Raw genomic sequence first — 21,085 nt, 5'->3', positions numbered from 1 at the left:
TGCCGGTTCTTGTTAATCGTCAGCGATCACTTGGCGATCGAGACGCCATAGAACGGCTGGCCGCCGAAGAAATGGATCTTGTAGTCCTTCACTTCCTTGCGGACTGGCGTGAACGCCTGCGCATTGGCGAAGAGCAGACCGGCCACATCCTCATGGAACAGCTCCTGGAAGCGCTTGTAGAGCTTGGTCCGCTCACCCTGGTCGGTGATGGTGTTGGCCTTGGCGAGCGCGTCGGAGGCTTCCTGATTGCACCAGCGGGCCCGGTTGGCACCGGTCTTCACGCCTTCGCAGGTCCAGCCCGAGAGCAGGATCTGGCTCGGATCGGGATAGTCCCAGGTGTAGCCGAACATGCCGACCTCATGCTCGCCGGCGCGTCCGCGCTTGAGGTACTCGCCCCATTCGAAGGTCTGGATCGTCGCCTTGACGCCGATCTTGGCCCAGTCGGCCTGGATCAGCTCGGCGGCGCGGCGGCCGTTCGGCATATAGGCGCGCACGACCGGGATCGCCCACAGGGTCGTCTCGAAGCCGTTCGGCAGGCCCGCTTCGGCGAGCAGCGCCTTGGCCTTCTCCGGGTCGTAGGGACGCGGCTTGAGATCGTCGTTATGCGACCAGAGGGAGGGCGGAACCGCCGCAGCCGTGGGGTTTCCGGTGCCCTGATAGACGGCGTCGATGATCGCGGGGATGTTGGTGGCGTAGGCCAGCGCCTCGCGCACGCGCTTGTCGCCGAAGGGCTTCTTCTGCTGGTTGAAGGCGAGGAAGCTCTGGTCGGCGATGCTGCCCTGCAGCAGGTTGACCGTCGGCTCGCTCTTCATCGCCGGCAGGTCGCCGGGGTTTGGATAGCGCGCGATGTGGCACTCGCCGGAGCGCACCTTGGCGAAGCGCACGGCGGCATCCGGGGTGATCACGAAGATCAGGTCGTTGACCAGCGCCATGCGGTCGCGGTTGCCGACGGCCTTGGTCCAGTGGTCCGGCATCGCCTTGAAGCGGATGATCGCGTCCTTCTGGTAGGAGACCAGCGAGAAGGGACCGGTCCCGATCGGCGCGAAATCGACCTGCTCGGGTGTGCCGGCCTTCAGCATCGCGGCCGCATATTCGGCCGAGAGGATCGACATCGGCTCGACCGAGAGCGCGGAGAGCAGGGGCGCGTTCGGCTTGGTCAGCGTCAGCCTGACCGTCTGGTCGTCGACCTTCTCGATCGACTTGAGGCTCGGCTTCACGATCTCGCTGAAGAACTGGTAATTGCCGCTGCCGACCTTGCTGTAGGGGTTGTTCGCGTCGAACATCCGCTCGAACGAGAATACCACGTCGTCGGCATTGAACTCGCGCGTCGGCGTGAAGGCCTTGTTGGCGTGCCATTTCACGCCCTTGCGCAGCTTGAAGGTGTAGGTGAGCGCGTCGTCGGAGATTGTCCAGGACTCGGCGAGGCTCGGGATGATCTGCGAACCGCCGCGTTCCGTCGCCGTCAGCCGCTCATAGATCTGCGCCGCCACGTCGTAGGCCGTGTTCTGGCTGCTGAACTGCGGATTCAGAAAGTCGGGACTCGCCTCCGAGCAGACGACCAGGGCCTGGGCGCTGGCCATGGCGGGCAGCATCAGGGCACTCAATCCCAGGGAAAGCGCGAGGGTGCGGGAACGAACGGACATGGCGATCTCATTTGAAGCTCGGGGATCGAGCGCCGGCATCATGCGCTCTCGCTTCCCGGTCCGAAAGGACGCGGCCCTGCGGGCCGCGCCGGTCGGCATTGCATCGGCCGCGCCCGGACAGGGGCGCGGCCGAACGCATCGTCACTTGCCGATGTCGACGCCGTAGAAGACGTGCCGGCTGAACGGCGAGAGCTTGAAGTCCTTCACTTCCTTGCGGACCGGCTTCAGCTGCACCGCGTGCGCGATGGTGAACCAGGGCGACTGCTCCTTGAAGATCACCTGCGCCTGCCGGTAGAGCTTCTCGCGCTCGGCCTGGTCGGTCACGGACTTCGCCTTCGTCACCAGCTCCTCGAAGGGCTGGTAGCAGAATTTGGCGACGTTCGAACCGTTGGTCTTGGCCGAGTCGCAGCCGAGCAGCGTGTGCAGGAAGTTGTCCGGATCGCCGTTGTCGCCGGTCCAGCCGAGCATGCCCGTCTGGTGCTCGCCCGCCTGCATGCGCTTGCGGTACTCGCCCCACTCGAAGCTCTTGATCTCGGCCTTGACGCCGACCTTGGCGAGGTCCGCCTGCATCAGCTCGGCGATGCGCTTGGCATTCGGGTTGTAGGGACGCTGCACCGGCATCGCCCAGAGGTCGATCTCCAGCCCGTTCGGATAACCCGCCTCGGCCAGCTCCTTCTTGGCCGCCTCCGGATCATAGGGATCGTCCTTGATGGTTTCGTTGTAGGACCACATGGACGGCGGGATCGGGTTGGTCGCCGCAACGCCGCTGGACAGATACACGGCGTCGATGATCGCCTTCTTGTTGATCGCCTTGTTGACGGCGCGGCGCACCTTGACGTCGTCGAAGGGCTTCTTGGTGGTGTTGTAGGCGAGATAGCCGATGTTCAGGCCCGGCTGCTCCAGGATCTCGACATTGGCGTCCTTCTTGATTGCGTCGAGGTCGGCGGGGTTCGGATAGGGCATGACATGGCATTCGCCCTTCTGGAGCTTGGCCCAGCGCACCGAGGCATCCGGCGTGATCGCGAAGATCAGGTCGTCGATCTTGGCCTTGCCCGCCCAGTATTCCGGGTGCGCCTTGTAGCGGATGATCGCGTCCTTCTGGTACTGCACCAGGTAGAACGGGCCAGTGCCGATCGGGTCCTGGTCGAGCTTCTCGGGCGTGCCCGCCTTCAGCATCGCGTCGGCGTATTCCTTCGACTGCACGCTGGCATACTGCATGGCGAGGTCGGCGAGGAACGGCGCTTCCGGCTGGTTCAGCGTGAACTTCACCGTGTAGTCATCGACCTTCTCGACCGACTTCAGCAGCTTGGGCATGCCCATGTCGTTGAAGTAGGAGTGGTTCGAGCTCGTCACCTTGAAGAACGGATGGTCTTCCTTCCACTGACGCTCGATCATGAAGATGATGTCGTCGGCATTGAAGTCGCGCGTCGGCTTGAAGGTCTTGTTGGAGTGCCACTTCACGCCCTTGCGCAGGTGGAAGGTGTAGGTCAGGCCGTCCGGCGAGATGTCCCACTTCTCGGCGAGTGCCGGCTGGACCTTGGTGCCGCCGCGCTCGAACTGGACGATCGTGTCGTAGATCTGGGTATTCGCGTCGAAGGAGGTGCCGGTCGTGTTCACGCTCGGCGCGAAGTTTTCGGGGCTGCCCTCCGAGCAATAGACCAGCGTCTTCGCCATCAGGGGCTGCGCCGCCATCAGCGCGGAGGCCGACAGCGTCGCCAACAGAATTTTCTTCATGGATGTCTCCTTGAACGCCTCTCCGCCGCATGCGGCGGATGATGGCCCCGTTGTATCGGAAGCTTCATGGGCGGAATTCCCCGAGCCGCCTTGATCAACAGCTTATTGAAAGTCTGGGAGCGCGAATAGTCGTTTCCGAAGGCGTTTCACGACCTGCGGAGGGGAGGGTAAACGATTGCGCGGGCAGCCGCGCAAGCTCGCGAAGCCAGGGAGGCGAAGTGTCTCCGAGAGCCGCTGTCCGGCCGCTACAGAACCTCGCGCACCCGCACCAGCGTGGTGTCCATGTGGCGGCCGATCGCCTCGGCGAGGGCTTCTGCATCGCGCCTGATCAGCGCCGAGATCATGTCCTCGTGTTCGGCGACGGCGCCCGCCCATTTCTCGGGCCCCTCATTGCCGACAAAGCGCAACCGCTTGATGCGTGACTGCAAGGTGGTGTGCATCTCCAGCAGCACCGCATTGCCGGAAGCGCCGACGATCGCGCTGTGGATGGCCTGGTTCAGCTTGAAATAGTCGAGACGGTCGCGCTTGGCGTAGAGCGCCAGCATGTCCTGGTGCATCTTGTCGATCGCCGCGATCGTTGCGTCGCTGGCCTGGGCGCAGGCGATGCGGCCGCCGAGCTGCTCCAGGCTCTTGATGACCTCGAGGATGTCGGCGAGATCGCGCGCCGAGAACTTGCGAACGATGGCGCCCTTGGCCGGCAGGATCTCGACCAGGCCTTCGCTGGCAAGCGTCTTGATGGCCTCGCGCAGAGGGGTGCGCGAGACACCGAGCTGGGCGCCGACGAGCCCCTCGTTGATGCGCTGGCCGGGAACGAGCTGCCCCTCGATGATCATGTCGCGCACACGCTCCAGCACCTCGTCATGCAAGGTCCTGCGCGTGATCCGGGGAAACTCGGCAGCCGTTTCGCTCATCGGTGCTCCACTGTCTCGGCCTTGCGTTACGGCACGGGGCTCCGTCGCTGTCAAACCGCGGCGAAGAGCGCGTCCTGACGGCGGCGCATGGCCAGCAGCGCGGAATTGCTGTCGATCTCGACATCACTGAGGCGGATCGCCTCGCCGGCCGCGACCGCTTGGATCAGGGGGCGATTGGCGACGAGATAGAACGGGGCGGGGCGATCGGCTGCAAGCGAAGCGGCGGGCCGCACTTCGGCGCCGACGCCGTCGATGCTGTGATGGTGCCCGCCCATGGTCAGGACGGTACCGGCAGCGAGATCGCGCTGCGCCACCGCGACGAGATCCTGCCGCGGCCGGTAGTCCTCGCCATAGCCGGAGCGGCCGAGGCCGGCGGCATCGAGGATCGATGTGGCTACTTCCACGCCGAGCAGATGGCGCGGTAGGTAGAGCGCGGCTGTATTGCCGCTGCGGCTGACGACATGGCCCTTGCCGGCGAGCATCTCCCAGGTCTCGGCATTGTCGCAGCGCACGACGATGAAGACGCCGCCGGCGAAGCTTGCCTCCTCGGCGAGGCGCAGATGATGGAAGACGTCGATGCGGCGCGTGCCGGACATCAGGCCGCCCTCGCTGCGCTCGGCGAAGAGGTCGGCGATTTCCGGGACACGGGCCGGCGGGGCGTGGAATGCGGCGGCATCGGCCGAGAAGCCGAGCGCGTTCGCGACCAGCGTCATCTCGCAGAGATCGGGCACGGCTCGCAGCGGGAAGGCGGCACCGAGGATGCGCGCGCGCTCGGCCGCGGTCGCGACGATCGAGCGCGATCCCGGCAGCCAGTGTTCGCGCAGCGCGGGCAACGAGCGCGTGACGCCGTTGCAGGTCACGCTGCCGGTCGCGGCATCGAGGACGAAGTCGTATTCGCTCGACTTGCCGGCCGCGATGATCTCGAGCCCGAGAACCTCGGCCCAGCTCGCCAACGCGATCAGCAGGCTCGGCTGGTCGCCGTCGACGGGCGTCACCACGACGCCCTTCTCGCGGGCGAGGCGCGCCAGCCCCGGCCCGACGACGCTGTCCGCTTCCTTCGAGACCAGCGCGACATGGCGGCCGGCCTCGATCGCTGCGAGGCTGTACTGCGTCGCCCCTTCCGGGCTGCCCGTCGCTTCGACCAGGAGCTGGAAGGGCAGGTCGAGCACGATATCGAGATTGGTGGCCGCGACGCATTGGCCGTCGTCCCACGCGGAGCGCGCCTCGGCGGCCGTCTCGCACAGGGCAATCTCGGTCGGCGCGAAGCCGGCGGCGGCGAAGGCTCGCCCCGCTGCCTCTGCGGTCATATCCACGGCGATGCGCGCATTGACCAGCGGCGTGCGGCGCGACTGCGCCAGATAGCTGCGGCCGAAGCTGCCGCTGCCGACGAGGCAGGTTTCGACCGGCGTGGTGATCCCGGCGTAATGCGCGTGGAAATTCATCAGGCTCCTCCCGGCGCGGCCGATGACGGCGTGGTCCGCGCTTTCCAAGAGGACTACAGCAATCTCGTTATGCTGCATACAGCATACTTGAGGCGACGGGGTGCCTGTGTTAGCGAGAAGGCCGACGGACAATTTCAGGCAGCGGAGTGCGGCCATGAGCGAGCGGATGAACGAAGCCCTGCCGGTGATCGCCGTGGCGATGGGGGACCCCTCCGGCATCAGCCCGGAGCTGACCGCGCGCATTCTTTCGGAGGCCGACCTCCGTGCTGCCGCGCGCTACGTCGTGTTCGGCGACAAGCGGCTGCTCGATCTCGGCGTCAAGGATGGCGGCGTCGATCCGCAGGTGCAGGTCGTGAAGGATGGCGACGCGCTGCCGCTCGGCGACAAGCCCGTTTTCGTCGATCTCGCCAACCATGATCCTGCCGAGCTCAAGCGCGGCACCGCAACGCTTGCCGGTGGCAAGGCCGCGACCGAGAATTTCCGCCGCGCGCTGCAGTTCGCGGCGTCGGGCAAGGCCGACGCCGTGTTCTTCACGCCGTTCAACAAGGCGGCGATGCGCTTCGCCTATCCCGGCTATGACGACGAGATCCGCTTCGTGCGCGATGCCATCGGCTTCGAGGGCGCGGCGAGCGAATTCAACATCCTCGACAAGCTCTGGAACGCTCGCGTCACCTCGCACATCCCGCTCTCCGAGGTGGCGAAGAACATCACGCAGGAGCGCATCCTGCGTGCCCTGACGCTGGCGGACGCCAATCTGCGCGCGGCCGGCTTCAACCCGCCGCGCATTGCGGTCGCGGGCATCAATCCACATGCCGGCGATGGCGGCAATTTCGGCCGCGACGAGATCGAGACGATCGAGCCGGCAGTGAAGGCGGCCAAGGCCAAGGGCTTCACGGTGGAGGGGCCGTTCCCGTCCGACACCGTCTTCCTGCGGGCCAAGAACGGCGATTTCGACGCCGTGCTGACGATGTATCACGACCAGGGCCAGATCGCGATGAAGCTGATCGGCTTCGATCGTGGCGTCACCCTGATCGGCGGCTTCCCCTTCCCGATCTGCACGCCGGCCCATGGCACGGCCTATGAGATCGCCGGCAAGGGCATCGCCAATCTCGGCGCCACGCGCGCGGCGCTGTCGCTCGCCATCAAGATGGCGCAGGACGGAAAAGCCAGGGCGCGCGCCGCAGCCTGACTTTCGTACGCATTCAAAGAAGCCGCCGGCAAGAGCGGTGCCACAAGCCAGTTTCCTAGGGAGAGAACCAGAATGAAGACGATTGCCATTTCGGCTGCTTTCGCCGGCGCGCTCACGCTTGGCGGCATCGGCGCGGCGCAGGCCTGGGAACCGACCAAGCCGATCGAGTTCGTCGTGACCTCCGGCGCCGGCGGCGGCACCGACAACTTCGCCCGCGTCATCCAGTCGATCATCACCAAGCACAAGTTCACCGAGCAGCCGATCGTGGTGGTGAACAAGGGCGGCGGCTCCGGCGCCGAAGGCTATGTCTACGGCAAGGGCGCGAAGGGTGACCCGAACCGCGTGATCTTCGGCACCAACAACGCCTATCTGCTGCCCTATGTCGCCAAGCTCGGTTACAAGTACTCGGATCTGACGCCGGTCGCGGCGCTGGCGCTCGACGAGTTCCTGCTCTGGGTCAAGGGCGACGCCCCCTTCGCTGACGCCAAGGCCTATGTCGAGGCGGTCAAGGCCAAGCCGATGGGCTTCAAGATGGGCGGCAGCCAGTCGAAGGACACCGACCAGACGCTGACCTCGATGATCCAGGACGCTGCCGGCGTGAAGTGGATCTACGTGCCGTTCCAGGGCGGCAGCGCCGCGGCCGTGCAGCTCGCCGGCGGCCATATCGACTCCAATGTCAACAATCCCAACGAGAACATCGGCCAGTGGAAGGCCGGTCAGGTGAAGCCGCTCTGCGTGTTTTCGCCCGTCCGTCTCGCCAAGAGCGACCCGGTCTTCGAAGGCAAGGGCTGGGGCGACATCCCGACCTGCAAGGAAGCGGGCCTGCCGCTCGAAACCTTCCAGATGCCGCGCACCGTCTGGCTGCCGGCGGAGGTCCCGGCCGATGCCGTGACCTACTATGCCAATCTGATGGAGAAGGTCTCCAAGACGCCGGAGTGGCAGGAATTCGTGCAGCGCACGGCCCAGACGGCGAAGTTCATGAAGGGCAAGGAGCTCACCGATTTCGTCGCCAAGGACGAGGCGGCGAACAAGAAGGTCTTCGAGAACGAAGGCTGGGTCGCGAAGTAAGGTGGGTCGTCATTTCCGGCCGGCGCAATGCGCCGGTCCGGGGATTCCCACGACGCGAAGGCTGGCTTGCGGGATGGCCGGGTTCTGAGCCCGGCCATGACGCGCAAGCCCTGTAAGGGAGAACCCACCGCATGATCACCCGCTTCTGGGCAGAGATCGGGACGGCCGTCATGACGCTGGTCTTCGGGCTCGTCATCGTGAAGGGCTCGCTGGAATTCGGCATCGGCTGGGATTCCTCGGGCCCGCAGCCCGGCGCCTTTCCCTTCTATGCGGGAGCGTTGATCGCGCTGGCGAGCCTCGGCACGCTGGCGCTGACGGTCGGCCAGCGCGTCGCCGGAAAGGCGGCGCTCGCGGAGGCCTTCCTCGACGCCGAACGCGGCAAGCGGGTGCTGTCCTTCCTGTTGCCGCTCGTCGCCTTCGTGGTGCTCAGCGCGACGCTCGGCATGTATGTCGCGACGATCCTCTATCTCGTCTTCGCGATGCGCTTCCAGGGCGGCTACGGCTGGCTGCCGACCCTGGCCACTGCCTTCGTGACGGCTGCGTTCTTCTATTTCGCTCTCGAGAAGTTCTTCCAGATCGGTCTGCTCAAGGGCCCGATCGAGCCGCTCATCGGCCTCTGAAGCGGCGAGGACACGCGCATGGACAACATCGCCAACCTGATGCACGGCTTCTCGGTCGCGCTCACCACCCACCACGTCCTCCTGATGATGGCGGGGGTGCTGCTCGGCGTGCTCGTCGGCGTGCTGCCGGGCCTCGGCGCCCCCAACGGCGTCTCGCTGCTCCTGCCGCTGACGTTCTCGATGGACCCGGTCTCGGCGATCATCCTGCTGACCTCGCTCTACTGGGGCGCATTGTTCGGCGGCTCGACGACCTCCATCCTCTTCAACATTCCCGGCGAGCCCTCATCGGTCGCGACGACCTTCGACGGCCACCCCATGGCCAAGCAGGGCAAGGCGACCGAGGCTCTCTCCTTCGCCTTCCTCTCGGCCGGCTTCGGCGCCATGGCCGGCGTCATCCTGATCACGCTGCTGTCGGGCTGGGTCGCGAGCTTTGCGCTGCGCTTCTCGTCGCCCGAGTACTTCGCCGTCTACTTCATGACCTTCGCGAGCTTCATCGGGCTCGGTGGCGCCTCGCCCTTCAAGACGGTGGTCTCGATGGCGATCGGCTTCGCGCTGGCGACCATCGGCATGGATTCGGTGTCGGGCAATGTCCGCCTGACCTTCGAGTTCGACGTGCTGCTCGCCGGCGTCAGCTTCCTGATCGCGGTGATCGGCTTGTTCGGCATAGGCGAACTGCTCCTGACGATGGAGGAGGGGCTGCGCTTCGAGGGCGTGGCCGCCAAGGTCCGCATCAGCGACGTGCTGCGCACGGCCGCCAAGCTGCCGCGCTACTGGCTCGCCCTGCTGCGCTCCTCGCTGATCGGCATCTGGATGGGCATCACGCCCGGCGGTCCGACGGCCGCCTCGTTCATGAGCTACGCCATGGCGAAGCGCTCCTCGCGCAACCCGGCCAAGTTCGGCAAGGGCGAGCCCGAGGGCGTGATCGCGCCGGAGACGGCCGACCATGCCGCCGGCTCCTCCGCCATGCTGCCGATGCTGGCGCTCGGCATTCCCGGCTCCGCGACCGCGGCGGTGATGATGGGCGGCCTGATGATCTGGGGCCTCAACCCCGGCCCGACGCTCTTCACCGACCGGCCGGATTTCGTCTGGGGCCTGATCGCCTCGATGTATCTCGGCAATGTCGTCGCGGTCGTGATCGTGCTGGCCACCGTGCCGCTCTTCGCATCGATCCTGCGCATCCCCTTCTCGATCATCGGGCCGATCATCGTGGTGATCTGCTTCATCGGCGCCTACACCGCCGCGAGCAAGGAATTCGACATCTGGCTCGCGCTGATCTTCGGGTTGGTCGGCTACATCTTCAAGAAGCTGGACTATCCCATCGCGCCGCTGGTGCTGGCGATGGTCATCGGCGACAAGGCGGAGGACGCGTTCCGCCAGTCGATGATCTTCAGCCAGGGCTCGCTCTCGATCTTCTGGTCGAACCCGCTGGTCTCCACCCTGATGACGATCGGGCTCGCGCTCCTGTTGCTGCCGGTCGTCGGCAGCATCGCCCGCCGCCTCCGCGGCCCCAAGGCCGCCAGCACCGTCTGACGACCTTGTCGCCCGCCCGCATTCCGCCCTGTCCGCCCAAGACGAGATGACGCCATGACCGAACCCTACAAGGGCATCCTGCCGATCGCGCCGACCATCTTCCACGACAATGGCGACCTCGACAACGAGGGCAACAGGCGCGTCATGGACCTGATGGTCGATCAGGGCGTCGACGGCATCTGCATCCTCGCCAACTTCTCCGAGCAGTTCCTGCTTACCGACGAGGAACGCGATCAGGTGATGCGGCTCTCGATCGAGCAGGTCGCGGGTCGCGTCCCGGTGATCGTCACCACCTCGCATTTCTCGACGCGCATCGCGGCCCAGCGTGCCAAGGCCGCCGCCGATGCCGGCGCCAAGATGCTGATGATGATGCCGCCCTATCACGGCGCTCTGCTCAAGGCCGACGAGCAGGGCATGATCGAACATTTCAAGGCGGTGACGGACGCCTGCGGCCTGCCGGTCATCCTGCAGGACGCGCCGCTCTCCGGCGTCTCCATGACCGTGCCCTTCATGGTCCGGCTGGCGAAGGAGGTGCCGCTCGTCCGCTACTTCAAGATCGAGGTGCCCGGCACGGCCAACAAGCTGCGCGCGCTGATCGAGGCCGGCGGTGACGCCGTGGTCGGGCCCTTCGACGGCGAGGAGGCGATCACCCTGATGGCCGATCTCGATGCCGGCGCTACCGGCACGATGACCTCGGCGATGATCCCGGACCTGATCAAGCCGATCCTGGCCGCGCATGCTGCCGGCGACCGCAAGCAGGCGGCGGCGCTCTATGCCCGCGTGCTGCCGATCATCAACTACGAGAACCGCCAATGCGGCCTGCGCTCGGCCAAGGCGGTGATGAAGGAAGGCGGGGTCATCAGGTCGGAGGCGGTTCGCCATCCGCTGACGCCGCTGCATCCGAAGACCCGCGAAGGCCTGATCGAACTGGCGCGCGAGCTCCATCCGCTGGCGCTGCGCTGGGGCAAGTAAGACCACCGCGAGCGGCGCGTGCCGGGCGCGCCGCCTCGTCTTTACAAAGCGCGGAGGGGCGGCGAGAACACCCGAACGACGGCCAGTCCTGACGGACGGCGACATGAGGGAAGTTCCCGACGATGAGCGAAGCTTTCATCTGTGCTTACGTACGCACGCCGATCGGCCGTTTCGGCGGCTCCCTCTCCACGGTGCGGGCGGACGACCTCGGTGCCGTGCCGCTGAAGGCCCTGGTCGAGCGCCATCCCGGCGTCGATTTCGGTGCCGTCGACGATGTGATCTTCGGCTGCGCCAACCAGGCAGGCGAGGACAACCGCAACGTTGCACGCATGTCGCTGCTGTTGGCTGGCCTTCCCAAGGAGGTGCCGGGCACGACGATGAACCGGCTCTGCGGCTCGGGGATGGACGCCGTCATCACTGCCGCCCGCGCGATCAAGGCCGGCGAGGCCGAGCTGATGATCGCCGGTGGCGTCGAGAGCATGTCGCGCGCGCCCTTCGTGCTGCCCAAGGCCGAAAGCGCCTTCTCGCGCCATGCCGAGATCCACGACACCACGATCGGTTGGCGCTTCATCAACCCACTGATGAAGGCGCAATACGGCGTCGATTCCATGCCGGAGACCGGCGAGAACGTCGCGGCCGACTGCAAGATCAGCCGCGCCGATCAGGATGCCTTCGCGCTGCGCTCGCAGCTCAAGGCCGTCGCGGCCCAGCAGAACGGCCGTCTGTCCAAGGAGATCGTGCCGGTCGCGATCCCGCAGCGGAAAGGCGATCCGATCCGCGTCGAGAGCGACGAGCATCCGCGCGGCGACACGACGCTGGAGAAGCTCGCCAAGCTGCCGACGCCGTTCCGCAAGGAAGGCGGCACCGTCACCGCCGGCAACGCCTCGGGCGTCAATGACGGCGCCGCGGCGTTGATCATCGCCTCGGAGAAGGCTGCCGCGAAGTACGGGTTGACCCCGCTGGCGCGCGTCGTCGGTGGCGCTGCGGGCGGTGTCGCGCCGCGCGTGATGGGGCTGGGCCCGATCCCGGCGACGCGCAAGCTCTGCGAGCGCCTCGGCATCAAGCCGACGGATTTCGACATCGTCGAGCTCAACGAGGCCTTTGCCTCGCAGGGCATCGCCGTGCTGCGCGATCTCGGCATCGCCGAGGATGGTGCGCATGTGAACCCAAATGGCGGGGCGATCGCTCTCGGCCATCCGCTCGGCATGTCCGGTGCGCGCATCGCCGGAACCGCTGCGCTCGAACTCTCGCTGACCGGCAAGAAGCGCGCGCTGGCGACGATGTGCATCGGCGTCGGCCAGGGCATCGCCATCGCGCTCGAAGCGGTCTGAGCCGTCAGCTCCGGGCGGTGCCGCGCCGGATTGAGGCAAGTCAATTGCAGGGTGCGGGCTCCATGCGGGCCCGCCCCAGGACCATCACGCGGTCGACCTGGAAGCCCGAGCGCTTCAGCGCGTCGTGGTCTTGCGGCCAGGCGGCCGAGCGCTCCAGCGAGATCGAAATATTGGGCAGGTCGAGCTCGACAGCGAGCTGGTTGGCGAAGCGCAGCATCGCATCCACCAGATGCGTGCCCGGCAGGCGCAGCATCGCAAGCTCGAAGATTTCGAGCGTGGTTCCACCCGTGATCGTCTGCGCCACGCGGAAGGTGAACAGGGCATGCGGCATGCTGCGCGCATCACGCAGCGCGAAGACGCCGCGCGGACGCGCCCCGTCCTGCGAATGCTCGCGCACGAAGGCCGCCCAGTCGTCCGGCGTCACCGCCGGATGCAGCATGGCGACGAGGCCGTAGACGGCGTCGGCCCCGGCCGGCGCGATACGCGCGACCTCGAAGATGTCATCGCCGGTCACGTGCGGCTCTCCCGAATTTCAGGGGCGCACGGTGGTTGCGGGGGGCGTGGTGTCGCATTGATCTGGATCAATTTCGTCGGCTGCGGCAGCAAGCACGCTTTGTGACCCGGTTGGCGTCGGCTATGGTCGCTTCAGATCGCTACGCGTCCTGTCGGCCGTGAAGTCGCGATCTACTCTTTAGTTCGGGTAGCGGGTACTCCGGAGAGCGGTTCGACGCTCCGGTCCGCTGCCCTAGCGGGAAGATGCGATCGTGAACTGCCACCCTTCGGCCTGTAGCGCCGCGCACCGCGGTGAAGGCAACTGCCGCAGCTGCATGGTTCGCCTGGTGAGTGTCTGTGCCTCGCTCTCGGAAGACGAGCTGGCGCTGCTCGAATCCCTGGCGCATCCCACGCATTTCTCGTCCGGCGAGACCCTGTTCACGCAAGGCCGCGAAGCGCAGTCGGTCTACAACGTCACGGCCGGCGTGGTGCGGCTCTACAAGCTGCTCGCGGATGGCCGCCGGCAGGTGGTCGGCTTTGCCCTGCCGGGGGATTTCCTCGGGCTTGCGATGCGCGAGGCCTATGGATTCTCGGCCGATGCGATCGGCGATGTTACGGCCTGCGCCTTCTCGCGAAGTGCCTATACGGCGCTCGTCGACGCCAAGCCGCATCTGCTGAAGCGCCTGCATGAATTCGCCACGCATGAGCTGACTCTCGCCCATGAGCAGATGATGCTGCTCGGGCGGCGTACCGCCGAAGAGAAGCTGATCTGCTTCCTGCTCGGCATGCAGCAGCGCTGGGCGCGCCTGGGCAAGCCATCCGTCACCGTGCCGCTGCCGATGACCCGGCAGGACATCGCCGACTTCCTCGGCCTGACCATCGAGACCGTCAGCCGCACCTTCACGCGCCTCGCCAAGGACAAGACGATCCTGATCGTGCCCGGCGGCGTGCGCGTGATGAACCCCGAGCGCATGAGCATGGTCGCGGCCTGAGGCCTGCGCGCTCTCGCCGCACCCCTGCCGCGCTTCCCTTGACCTGAATCAACGCCCGGCCGCCGGCCGCTCGCTAAGCCTCCCCTTCATGGCGCGCTCATGCGCCGGCGACGAAGCGGGAGTCGAATGTGACGGCAACGGCAAGCCCAGTCAGGCAGGCGCAAGTCAGGCAAGCGACCGTCGGCGAAATGATCGGGATGCTGATCGCTGCGGCCTGCGTGCTGCCGCTGATCGTGATCTCGGCGCTGACCGAGAATTCCGGCTACGCCTTCCATGCGATGATCGGCGTCGTGGCGGCGGCCGCCAGCGTCATCCTGATCGCGAACCGGTGCTTCGACGGTGCTCCGGCGGTCCAGCCGCAGGAGATCGCCGGAAAGCCGAACTACAACATGGAACCGGTCAAGTTCGCGACCGTCGCCGCGATGGTCTGGGGCATCGCCGGCTTTGCGGTGGGGCTGATCATCGCCTCGCAGCTCGCTTTCCCGGCCCTCAATTTCGACCTGCCCTGGATCAATTTCGGGCGCCTGCGCCCGCTGCACACCTCCGCGGTGATCTTCGCCTTCGGCGGCAACGTGCTGATCGGTACCTCGTTCTACGTCGTGCAGCGCACCTGCCGCGCACGGCTCGCCGGCACGCTCTCGCCCTGGTTCGTCGTCCTCGGCTACAACCTCTTCATCGTCATCGCCGGCACCGGCTACCTGCTCGGCATCACCCAGGGCAAGGAGTACGCCGAGCCCGAATGGTACGCCGACCTCTGGCTGACCATCGTCTGGGTCGTCTATCTCCTGGTCTTCCTGGGCACGGTGATGAAGCGCAAGGAGCCGCATATCTATGTGGCGAACTGGTTCTATCTCGGCTTCATCCTGACCATCGCGGTCCTGCACATCGGCAACAACGTCGCCGTGCCGGTCTCGATCCTGTCGCCGCGCTCCTATGGCCTCTGGTCCGGCGTGCAGGATGCGATGTTCCAGTGGTGGTACGGCCATAACGCCGTCGGCTTCTTCCTCACCGCCGGCTTCCTCGCGATCATGTACTATTTCGTGCCGAAGCGCGCGGAGCGGCCGATCTACAGCTACCGGCTCTCGATCATCCACTTCTGGGCCCTGATCTTCATCTACATCTGGGCCGGCCCGCACCACCTCCACTACACCGCGCTGCCGGACTGGGCGCAGACGCTCGGCATGACCTTCTCGATCATGCTGTGGATGCCCTCCTGGGGCGGCATGATCAACGGCATCATGACGCTGTCGGGAGCCTGGGACCGGCTGCGCACCGATCCCGTGCTGCGGATGATGGTGGTCTCGCTCGCCTTCTACGGCATGTCGACCTTCGAAGGTCCCCTGATGTCGATCAAGGCGGTGAACGGCCTGTCGCACTACACCGACTGGACCATCGGCCACGTCCATTCCGGTGCGCTCGGCTGGGTCGCCTACATCTCCTTCGGCGCGATCTACTGCCTCGTGCCCTGGCTCTGGAACCGCAAGGGCCTCTACTCGCTCAAGCTGGTGAGCTGGCACTTCTGGGTCTCGACGCTCGGCATCGTCCTCTACATCTCCGCGATGTGGGTCTCCGGCATCCTGCAGGGCCTGATGTGGCGCGCCTACACCTCGCTCGGCTTCCTCGAGTATTCCTTCATCGAGACCGTCGCGGCGATGCACCCCTTCTATGTGATCCGCGCGATGGGCGGCGCCCTGTTCCTGATCGGCGCGCTGATCATGGCCTTCAACCTCTGGATGACCGTGCGCTCCGAAAGCGCGGCCGAAATGCCGCGTTCCGACGACATGCCGTCCGCGCTGGCAGCCGCCTGAGGAGTTTCGGGGAATGACGAGCATCGAACACAAGCCCGCGCGCCGCTCGCTCTGGGCCAAGCACAAGATCTTCGAGACCAACTCGATCATCCTGGTCATCGGCGTGCTGCTGGTGATTTCGGTCGGCGGCCTCGTCGAGATCGCGCCGCTGTTCTACCTCAAGAACACGATCGAGACGGTGCAGGGCATGCGTCCCTACACCCCGCTCGAGCTGGCGGGCCGCGCCATCTATGTGCGCGAGGGCTGCTACAACTGCCATAGCCAGATGATCCGGCCCCTGCGCGACGAGGTCGAGCGCTACGGGCACTACTCGCTCGCCGCCGAGAGCATGTACGACAAGCCGTTCCAGTGGGGCTCCAAGCGCACCGGGCCCGACCTTGCCCGCGTCGGCGGCAAATACTCCGACGAGTGGCAGCGGGCGCATCTGGCAGAGCCGCGCGCCGTCGTCCCGCAGTCGATCATGCCGGGCTACCCGTTCCTGGCGAAGACCGAACTGAACTACAGCGACATCGCCGACGATCTGCGCGCCAACCGCGCCGGCGGCGTGCCCTACAGCGACGAGATGATCGCGCAGGCGCAGAGCGACCTGAAGGCGCAGGCGACGCCGGACCATCCCGGCCAGCCTGATCTGGAGAAGCGCTATCCAAAGGCGCAGTCGCGAGATTTCGACGGCGATCCGCAGCGCATCACCGAAGCCGACGCCCTGATCGCCTATCTCCAGGCCCTCGGCACGCTGGTCGACTTCAAGCTCTACGACGACAAGGCCAACATTCGCTGAGCGAGGCTGCCATGCAATCGACCTATCACTGGCTCGCCGGCTTCGCCCAGTCCGTCGGCCTTCTCTACTTCGTCGCCGTCTTCCTCGGCGTCTGCATCTACGCCTTCTGGCCGAAGAACCGCGCCCGCTTCGAGCAGGCCGCGCTCAATCCGCTGCGCGAGGACTAAAACCATGGACCAGCACCACGACGCCCCAAAGGTCCACGCTGTCGAGATCGACCCTCACACCGGCATCGCCACCACCGGCCACGAATGGGACGGTATCCGCGAGCTCAACACACCGCTGCCGCGCTGGTGGCTCGGCATCTTCTACGCCACCATCGTCTGGTCGTTCGGCTACTGGATCGTCTACCCGGCCTGGCCGATGCTGTCCGACGCCACCAGGGGCGTGATCGGCTACGCCACCCGCTCCGATATCGGCGTGGAGATGGCCAGGCTGAAGGCGCAGCGCACCGCCCAGGCGGCGGGCATGGCGGATGCGACGCCGGCACAGATCAAGGCCGACCCGACCCTGTTCCAGATCGCAATGGCGCAGGGCAAGGCTGCCTTCGGCGACAATTGCGCGGCCTGCCACGGCGTCGGCGGCGCCGGTGCCAAAGGCTATCCCAACCTGAACGACGACGACTGGCTCTGGGGCGGCTCGTTCGACGCGATCATGCAGACGTTGCGCCACGGTATCCGCGTCGCCGGCAATGACGAGACGCGGCTAAGCCAGATGCCGGCCTTCGGCCGCGACGGCATGCTCAAGCGCGACGAGATCAACGCCGTCGCGAACCATGTCCGCGAGCTCGCCGGCCTGTCGACCGAGCCCAAGGCCAACCTGGTGCTGGGGCGCAAGCTCTTCGCCGACAACTGCGCGGCCTGTCACGGCCCGGCCGGCAAGGGCAACCAGGAGATGGGCGCGCCCAACCTGACCGATGCCATCAGCCTCTACGGTATGGACATGGCGTCGCTCACCGAGACCATCAGCAACAGCCGCAACGGCGTGATGCCGGCCTGGGGAGGCCGCCTCGACGAGGCCACGCTGAAGGCGCTGACCGTCTACGTCCATTCGCTGGGGGGAGGGCAGTAGCGTGAGTACGGCTGGGGCCGATTCCGACGACATCCCGCTCTTCGCGGCGTCGGCGAAGGTCTATCCGCAGAGCGTCTCCGGCCCGTACCGGCGCGCGAAGTGGCTCATCCTGTTCCTGTGTCTCGGCATCTACTACCTGCTGCCGTTCCTGCGCTGGGATCGCGGCCCGCATCTGCCCAACCAGGCGGTGCTGGCCGACATCGCCAACAACCGATTCTACTTCTTCTTCATCGAGATCTGGCCGCAGGAGGTCTACTACTTCACCGGCCTGCTGATCATGGCGGCATTCGTCCTGTTCCTGATGAATGCCGTCGCCGGGCGGGTCTGGTGCGGCTATTTGTGCCCGCAGACGGTCTGGACCGACCTTTTCCTCGCCGTCGAGCGCTTCTTCGAGGGTGATCGCCGCGAGCGCATGCGACTGGACGGGGCGCCGTGGAGCTTCGGCAAGCTCTGGCGCAAGAGCGCCAAGCACGCGGTCTGGCTCGTCATCGCCTGGTGGACCGGCGGCGCCTGGGTCCTCTACTTCGCCGATGCGCCCACCCTGGTGCGGGAGCTCGCGACCTTCACCGCGCCGATCTCCGCCTATGTCTGGATCGCGATCCTGACCTTCACCACCTATTCGCTCGCCGGCGTCATGCGCGAGCAGGTCTGCAAGTTCATGTGCCCCTGGCCGCGCATCCAGGCGGCCCTGACCGACGACGAGGCGCTCAACGTCACCTATCGCTACGACCGCGGCGAGCCGCGCGTCTCGGTCAAGCAGGCCCTGAAGCTGAAGGCGCAGGGCGCACCGGCGGGGGACTGCATCGACTGCCATCAATGCGTCGCCGTCTGTCCGGTCGGCATCGATATCCGCGAGGGTGCCCAGCTCGACTGCATCCAGTGCGGGCTCTGCATCGACGCCTGCGACACTGTGATGGCCAAGGTCGACCGTCCCCAGCGGCTGATCGCCTATGACACCGAAACCAACGTCAAGCGGCGCATGGCCGGCCTCGCGGCCATCTATCGCCCGCTGCGGCTGCGCACGTTGATCTATGCGGCACTGATCCTCGTCGTCGGCGGCGCCATGCTCTGGCAGCTCGCGACGCGCCGCACCGCGGATATCTCGGTGCTGCACGAACGCGCGCCACTCTTCGTGACGCTGAGCGACGGCTCGATCCGCAACGCCTATGCCGTCCGCCTGCTCAACAAGCGCCCGGAGGATCGACCCTTCGCGCTCACCGTGGACGGCTTGCCGGGCATCCGCATCGACGTGGTCGGTGCCGCGCCCACCGCCGATCTGCGCCCGGTCGTGACCGTCGATCCCGACGCCTCGCGCGAGGTGCGCGTGCTCGTCACCGTGCCGGCCGGCGTGCCGCTGGAAGCGTCGCAGGCCATCACCATCACCGCCTCGGATCTCTTCGCCGGGGAGACCGTGCGCGCGACCGACCACTTCATGGCGCCCGGAGCCAAACCATGAGCTGCTGCGGAGTTTTCCTGATGTCCTGCGACACCCCCGCCGCCCCGCGCCCGCGCCGCCCCTTCGCGCTGACCGGGCGCATGGTCGCCGCGATGCTGGTGCTGTTCTTCGGCGTCATCGTCTCGGTCAACGCGACGATCATGACGGTGGCGCTGCGCACCATGCCCGGTGTCGAGACCCGTAGCGCCTACGAAACCAGCCAGCATTTCAACGAGGAGATCGCGCGCCAGCACGAGCGTGACGCGCGCGGCTGGAAGGCTGCAGCCACGTTGGCGCGCCAGGGCGAGGGAGCTACGCTCGGCGTCGCGCTGGCGGACCGCCTCGGCCAGCCTCTCTCCGGCTATGCGGCGACGGGCCGGCTGCGCCATCCCGCGACATCCGCGCGGGATCACGACGTTATCCTGAGCGAGCGCCAGCCGGGCCTCTACGAGGCGCGCTTCGATCATATCGAGGCCGGCTCCTGGATACTCGAACTGCAGGCACGGCGCGGCGAGGAGGTCGTCTTCGTCTCGCGCAGCCGCATCACCCTGCCGGAGAAGTGAGATGACGGCGCAGGATCACTCGGTCCGGGACCTCTCGGTGTTCGTGCGCCACCGCGATGATGGCGTCGCCAGCATGGAGCTTGCGGTCGACGGCATCCGCTGCGCCGGTTGCATGCAGGCGATCGAGAGTGGCCTTGGACGCGAACCCGCCATTCTCGGCGCCCGCGTCAACCTCGCGCTGAAGCGCGTCTCGGTCGAATGGCGCGAGGCGCTGCTGCGGCCTGAGGCGGTCGTCGACAAGCTCGCCGCGCTCGGCTTCAAGGCCTACCCCTTCGCGCCGGAGCGGCAGGAGGACGGCGCCGCCGCCGAAGAACGCAGCCTGCTGCGCCGCCTCGGCGTCGCCGGCTTCGCCTCGATGAACATCATGCTGCTCTCGGTTGCGGTCTGGTCCGGCAACAGCGCCGATATCGACCCGACGACGCGGGACTTCTTCCACTGGCTCTCCGCATTGATCGCGCTGCCGACCGCCGCCTATGCCGGCCGCCCCTTCTTCGAGAGCGCGCTCAGGGCGCTGAAGGCCGGCGCGGTCAACATGGACGTACCGATCACCATCGGCGTGGTGCTGGCGCTCGCCATGTCCGTCGCGGAAACCTGGACACATGGCCGCCACGCCTATTTCGACGGCGTGGTCATGCTGCTCTTCTTCCTGCTGATCGGCCGCTATCTCGACCAGCTCATGCGGCGGCGCACCCGGGACCTCGCCGGCAACCTCGCCGCGCTCAAGGCCGAGACGGCGACAAGGTTCGCCGCCGACGGTAGCTGGACGATCACGCCGATCGCCGCGATCGCGCCCGGCGATCGCGTCCTCGTGCGGCCTGGCGAACGCGTCTCGGTCGATGGCGTCGTCGAGACCGGCCGTTCCGAACTCGACCAGAGTCTCGTCACCGGCGAGACAGCGCCGGCAGCGGTCGGGCAGGGCGAACGCGTGCATGCCGGAACGCTCAACCTCACCGGCACCCTGACCGTGCGCGTCGAGGCCGCCGGTGAGTGCACCCTGCTCGACGAGATCGACCGGCTGATGAACCAGGCCGTCGGCAGCCGCTCGCGCTATGTTCGCCTGTCGGACCGGGCTGCGCGGCTTTATGCTCCGGTCGTCCATACGCTGGCTGCAGCGACCTTCCTCGGCTGGCTGGCCTGGGGGCTGGCATGGCCCGAGGCGTTGATGATCGCCGTCACCGTGCTGATCATCACCTGCCCCTGCGCGCTCGGCCTCGCCATTCCAGCCGTGCAGGTCGTCGCGGCCTCCGCCCTGTTCAGGCGCAAGATCATGCTCAAGGAGGGCGACGCGCTGGAACGCCTCGCCGAGGCCGACATCGCCGTCTTCGACAAGACCGGCACGTTGACGCTGCCCGAACCGGACATCCTCAACCCCGTGGCGCTGCCGCCTGAACGCCGGGATGAGATCGGCGCGCTCGCCGCCGCGAGCGCGCACCCGCTGGCCCAGGCTCTTGCCCGCGCGATCGGAACCGCATCGGCAATGACCGATGTCCGCGAGGAGCGGGGGCA

The 21,085-nt window shown here is 66.6% G+C and carries 19 protein-coding genes; 14 read left to right on the top strand and 5 right to left on the bottom strand.

The window, feature by feature from the left end:
• Positions 1-26: 26 nt before the first annotated feature.
• The 4 genes from ACIPIA_RS00630 to ACIPIA_RS00615 form a co-directional block, all read right to left on the bottom strand.
• Positions 27-1,643 carry an ABC transporter substrate-binding protein gene (locus ACIPIA_RS00630; protein ID WP_400505658.1) on the bottom strand — a complete coding sequence of 539 codons (1,617 nt, stop codon included), beginning with the start codon at positions 1,641-1,643 and terminating at the stop codon, positions 27-29.
• A 141-nt stretch (positions 1,644-1,784) separates the two neighbouring features.
• A complete protein-coding gene (locus tag ACIPIA_RS00625) occupies positions 1,785-3,377 on the bottom strand; it encodes an ABC transporter substrate-binding protein (protein WP_400505656.1) in 1,593 nt (530 codons plus the stop codon).
• Between the two features lie 245 nt (positions 3,378-3,622).
• Positions 3,623-4,288, bottom strand: coding sequence for a GntR family transcriptional regulator (locus ACIPIA_RS00620; protein WP_400505654.1), 666 nt, complete (start codon positions 4,286-4,288; stop codon positions 3,623-3,625).
• A gap of 50 nt (positions 4,289-4,338) precedes the next feature.
• Complete coding sequence (locus tag ACIPIA_RS00615; RefSeq protein WP_400505653.1) at positions 4,339-5,730, bottom strand: NAD(P)H-dependent oxidoreductase; 1,392 nt, start codon at positions 5,728-5,730, stop codon at positions 4,339-4,341.
• A gap of 154 nt (positions 5,731-5,884) precedes the next feature.
• On the opposite strand from ACIPIA_RS00615, the gene ACIPIA_RS00610 reads away from it, so the two are divergent.
• The 6 genes from ACIPIA_RS00610 (at position 5,885) to pcaF (ending at position 12,440) form a co-directional block, all read left to right on the top strand.
• Positions 5,885-6,919 (top strand): 4-hydroxythreonine-4-phosphate dehydrogenase PdxA, encoded by a 1,035-nt coding sequence (locus ACIPIA_RS00610; protein WP_400505651.1) that lies wholly within the window; start codon positions 5,885-5,887, stop codon positions 6,917-6,919.
• 72 nt (positions 6,920-6,991) lie between these two features.
• On the top strand, positions 6,992-7,987 hold the full coding sequence (locus tag ACIPIA_RS00605) for a Bug family tripartite tricarboxylate transporter substrate binding protein (RefSeq protein WP_400505649.1): 996 nt from the start codon (positions 6,992-6,994) through the stop codon (positions 7,985-7,987).
• Between the two features lie 131 nt (positions 7,988-8,118).
• The gene (locus ACIPIA_RS00600; protein ID WP_400505647.1) at positions 8,119-8,607 is read left to right on the top strand and encodes a tripartite tricarboxylate transporter TctB family protein; all 489 of its coding nucleotides are present in this window, start codon (positions 8,119-8,121) and stop codon (positions 8,605-8,607) included.
• A gap of 18 nt (positions 8,608-8,625) precedes the next feature.
• Positions 8,626-10,137 (top strand): tripartite tricarboxylate transporter permease, encoded by a 1,512-nt coding sequence (locus tag ACIPIA_RS00595; protein WP_400505645.1) that lies wholly within the window; start codon positions 8,626-8,628, stop codon positions 10,135-10,137.
• 54 nt (positions 10,138-10,191) lie between these two features.
• Positions 10,192-11,109: a dihydrodipicolinate synthase family protein gene (locus tag ACIPIA_RS00590; RefSeq protein WP_400505643.1), complete on the top strand. Its 918-nt coding sequence runs from the start codon at positions 10,192-10,194 to the stop codon at positions 11,107-11,109.
• A 122-nt stretch (positions 11,110-11,231) separates the two neighbouring features.
• On the top strand, positions 11,232-12,440 hold the full coding sequence (gene pcaF / locus ACIPIA_RS00585) for a 3-oxoadipyl-CoA thiolase (protein ID WP_400505641.1): 1,209 nt from the start codon (positions 11,232-11,234) through the stop codon (positions 12,438-12,440).
• Between the two features lie 40 nt (positions 12,441-12,480).
• On the opposite strand, the gene ACIPIA_RS00580 is transcribed toward pcaF, so the two are convergent.
• The gene (locus ACIPIA_RS00580) at positions 12,481-12,954 is read right to left on the bottom strand and encodes a hypothetical protein (protein ID WP_400505639.1); all 474 of its coding nucleotides are present in this window, start codon (positions 12,952-12,954) and stop codon (positions 12,481-12,483) included.
• 313 nt (positions 12,955-13,267) lie between these two features.
• On the opposite strand from ACIPIA_RS00580, the gene ACIPIA_RS00575 reads away from it, so the two are divergent.
• From ACIPIA_RS00575 to ACIPIA_RS00540, 8 genes are all read left to right on the top strand, one after another.
• Positions 13,268-13,924: a Crp/Fnr family transcriptional regulator gene (locus tag ACIPIA_RS00575; protein ID WP_400505638.1), complete on the top strand. Its 657-nt coding sequence runs from the start codon at positions 13,268-13,270 to the stop codon at positions 13,922-13,924.
• Positions 13,925-14,121: 197 nt separating this feature from the next.
• Positions 14,122-15,732 (top strand): cytochrome-c oxidase, cbb3-type subunit I, encoded by a 1,611-nt coding sequence (gene ccoN / locus ACIPIA_RS00570; RefSeq protein ID WP_400505636.1) that lies wholly within the window; start codon positions 14,122-14,124, stop codon positions 15,730-15,732.
• Positions 15,733-15,745: 13 nt separating this feature from the next.
• The gene (ccoO, locus tag ACIPIA_RS00565) at positions 15,746-16,510 is read left to right on the top strand and encodes a cytochrome-c oxidase, cbb3-type subunit II (RefSeq protein WP_400505634.1); all 765 of its coding nucleotides are present in this window, start codon (positions 15,746-15,748) and stop codon (positions 16,508-16,510) included.
• Between the two features lie 11 nt (positions 16,511-16,521).
• Entirely contained in the window at positions 16,522-16,677 is a 156-nt protein-coding gene (locus tag ACIPIA_RS00560; protein WP_400505632.1) for a cbb3-type cytochrome c oxidase subunit 3, read from the top strand.
• A gap of 4 nt (positions 16,678-16,681) precedes the next feature.
• Entirely contained in the window at positions 16,682-17,581 is a 900-nt protein-coding gene (ccoP, locus tag ACIPIA_RS00555) for a cytochrome-c oxidase, cbb3-type subunit III (RefSeq protein ID WP_400505630.1), read from the top strand.
• 1 nt (position 17,582) lies between these two features.
• Positions 17,583-19,037, top strand: coding sequence for a cytochrome c oxidase accessory protein CcoG (ccoG, locus tag ACIPIA_RS00550; RefSeq protein WP_400505628.1), 1,455 nt, complete (start codon positions 17,583-17,585; stop codon positions 19,035-19,037).
• A 20-nt stretch (positions 19,038-19,057) separates the two neighbouring features.
• Positions 19,058-19,579, top strand: coding sequence for a FixH family protein (locus ACIPIA_RS00545; RefSeq protein WP_400505627.1), 522 nt, complete (start codon positions 19,058-19,060; stop codon positions 19,577-19,579).
• A 1-nt stretch (position 19,580) separates the two neighbouring features.
• On the top strand, positions 19,581-21,085 hold a 1,505-nt coding region (locus ACIPIA_RS00540; RefSeq protein WP_400505625.1), incomplete at its 3' end, for a heavy metal translocating P-type ATPase.

This window comes from Allobosea sp. CER48 (genome assembly GCF_044752385.1).
Taxonomy (GTDB): domain Bacteria; phylum Pseudomonadota; class Alphaproteobacteria; order Rhizobiales; family Beijerinckiaceae; genus Allobosea.
Note: the sequence above shows the minus strand (reverse complement) of the source record. Positions and strands in the feature narration are given on the sequence as shown.

What these genes read in the sequence shown, in the direction of transcription:
- ACIPIA_RS00630 (WP_400505658.1), bottom strand. Translation starts at nt 1,643, where the DNA reads ATGTCCGTTCGTTCCCGCACCCTCGCGCTTTCCCTGGGATTGAGTGCC.
- ACIPIA_RS00625 (WP_400505656.1), bottom strand. Translation starts at nt 3,377, where the DNA reads ATGAAGAAAATTCTGTTGGCGACGCTGTCGGCCTCCGCGCTGATGGCG.
- ACIPIA_RS00620 (WP_400505654.1), bottom strand. Translation starts at nt 4,288, where the DNA reads ATGAGCGAAACGGCTGCCGAGTTTCCCCGGATCACGCGCAGGACCTTG.
- ACIPIA_RS00615 (WP_400505653.1), bottom strand. Translation starts at nt 5,730, where the DNA reads ATGAATTTCCACGCGCATTACGCCGGGATCACCACGCCGGTCGAAACC.
- ACIPIA_RS00610 (WP_400505651.1), top strand. Translation starts at nt 5,885, where the DNA reads ATGAGCGAGCGGATGAACGAAGCCCTGCCGGTGATCGCCGTGGCGATG.
- ACIPIA_RS00605 (WP_400505649.1), top strand. Translation starts at nt 6,992, where the DNA reads ATGAAGACGATTGCCATTTCGGCTGCTTTCGCCGGCGCGCTCACGCTT.
- ACIPIA_RS00600 (WP_400505647.1), top strand. Translation starts at nt 8,119, where the DNA reads ATGATCACCCGCTTCTGGGCAGAGATCGGGACGGCCGTCATGACGCTG.
- ACIPIA_RS00595 (WP_400505645.1), top strand. Translation starts at nt 8,626, where the DNA reads ATGGACAACATCGCCAACCTGATGCACGGCTTCTCGGTCGCGCTCACC.
- ACIPIA_RS00590 (WP_400505643.1), top strand. Translation starts at nt 10,192, where the DNA reads ATGACCGAACCCTACAAGGGCATCCTGCCGATCGCGCCGACCATCTTC.
- pcaF (WP_400505641.1), top strand. Translation starts at nt 11,232, where the DNA reads ATGAGCGAAGCTTTCATCTGTGCTTACGTACGCACGCCGATCGGCCGT.
- ACIPIA_RS00575 (WP_400505638.1), top strand. Translation starts at nt 13,268, where the DNA reads ATGGTTCGCCTGGTGAGTGTCTGTGCCTCGCTCTCGGAAGACGAGCTG.
- ccoN (WP_400505636.1), top strand. Translation starts at nt 14,122, where the DNA reads ATGCTGATCGCTGCGGCCTGCGTGCTGCCGCTGATCGTGATCTCGGCG.
- ccoO (WP_400505634.1), top strand. Translation starts at nt 15,746, where the DNA reads ATGACGAGCATCGAACACAAGCCCGCGCGCCGCTCGCTCTGGGCCAAG.
- ACIPIA_RS00560 (WP_400505632.1), top strand. Translation starts at nt 16,522, where the DNA reads ATGCAATCGACCTATCACTGGCTCGCCGGCTTCGCCCAGTCCGTCGGC.
- ccoP (WP_400505630.1), top strand. Translation starts at nt 16,682, where the DNA reads ATGGACCAGCACCACGACGCCCCAAAGGTCCACGCTGTCGAGATCGAC.
- ACIPIA_RS00545 (WP_400505627.1), top strand. Translation starts at nt 19,058, where the DNA reads ATGTCCTGCGACACCCCCGCCGCCCCGCGCCCGCGCCGCCCCTTCGCG.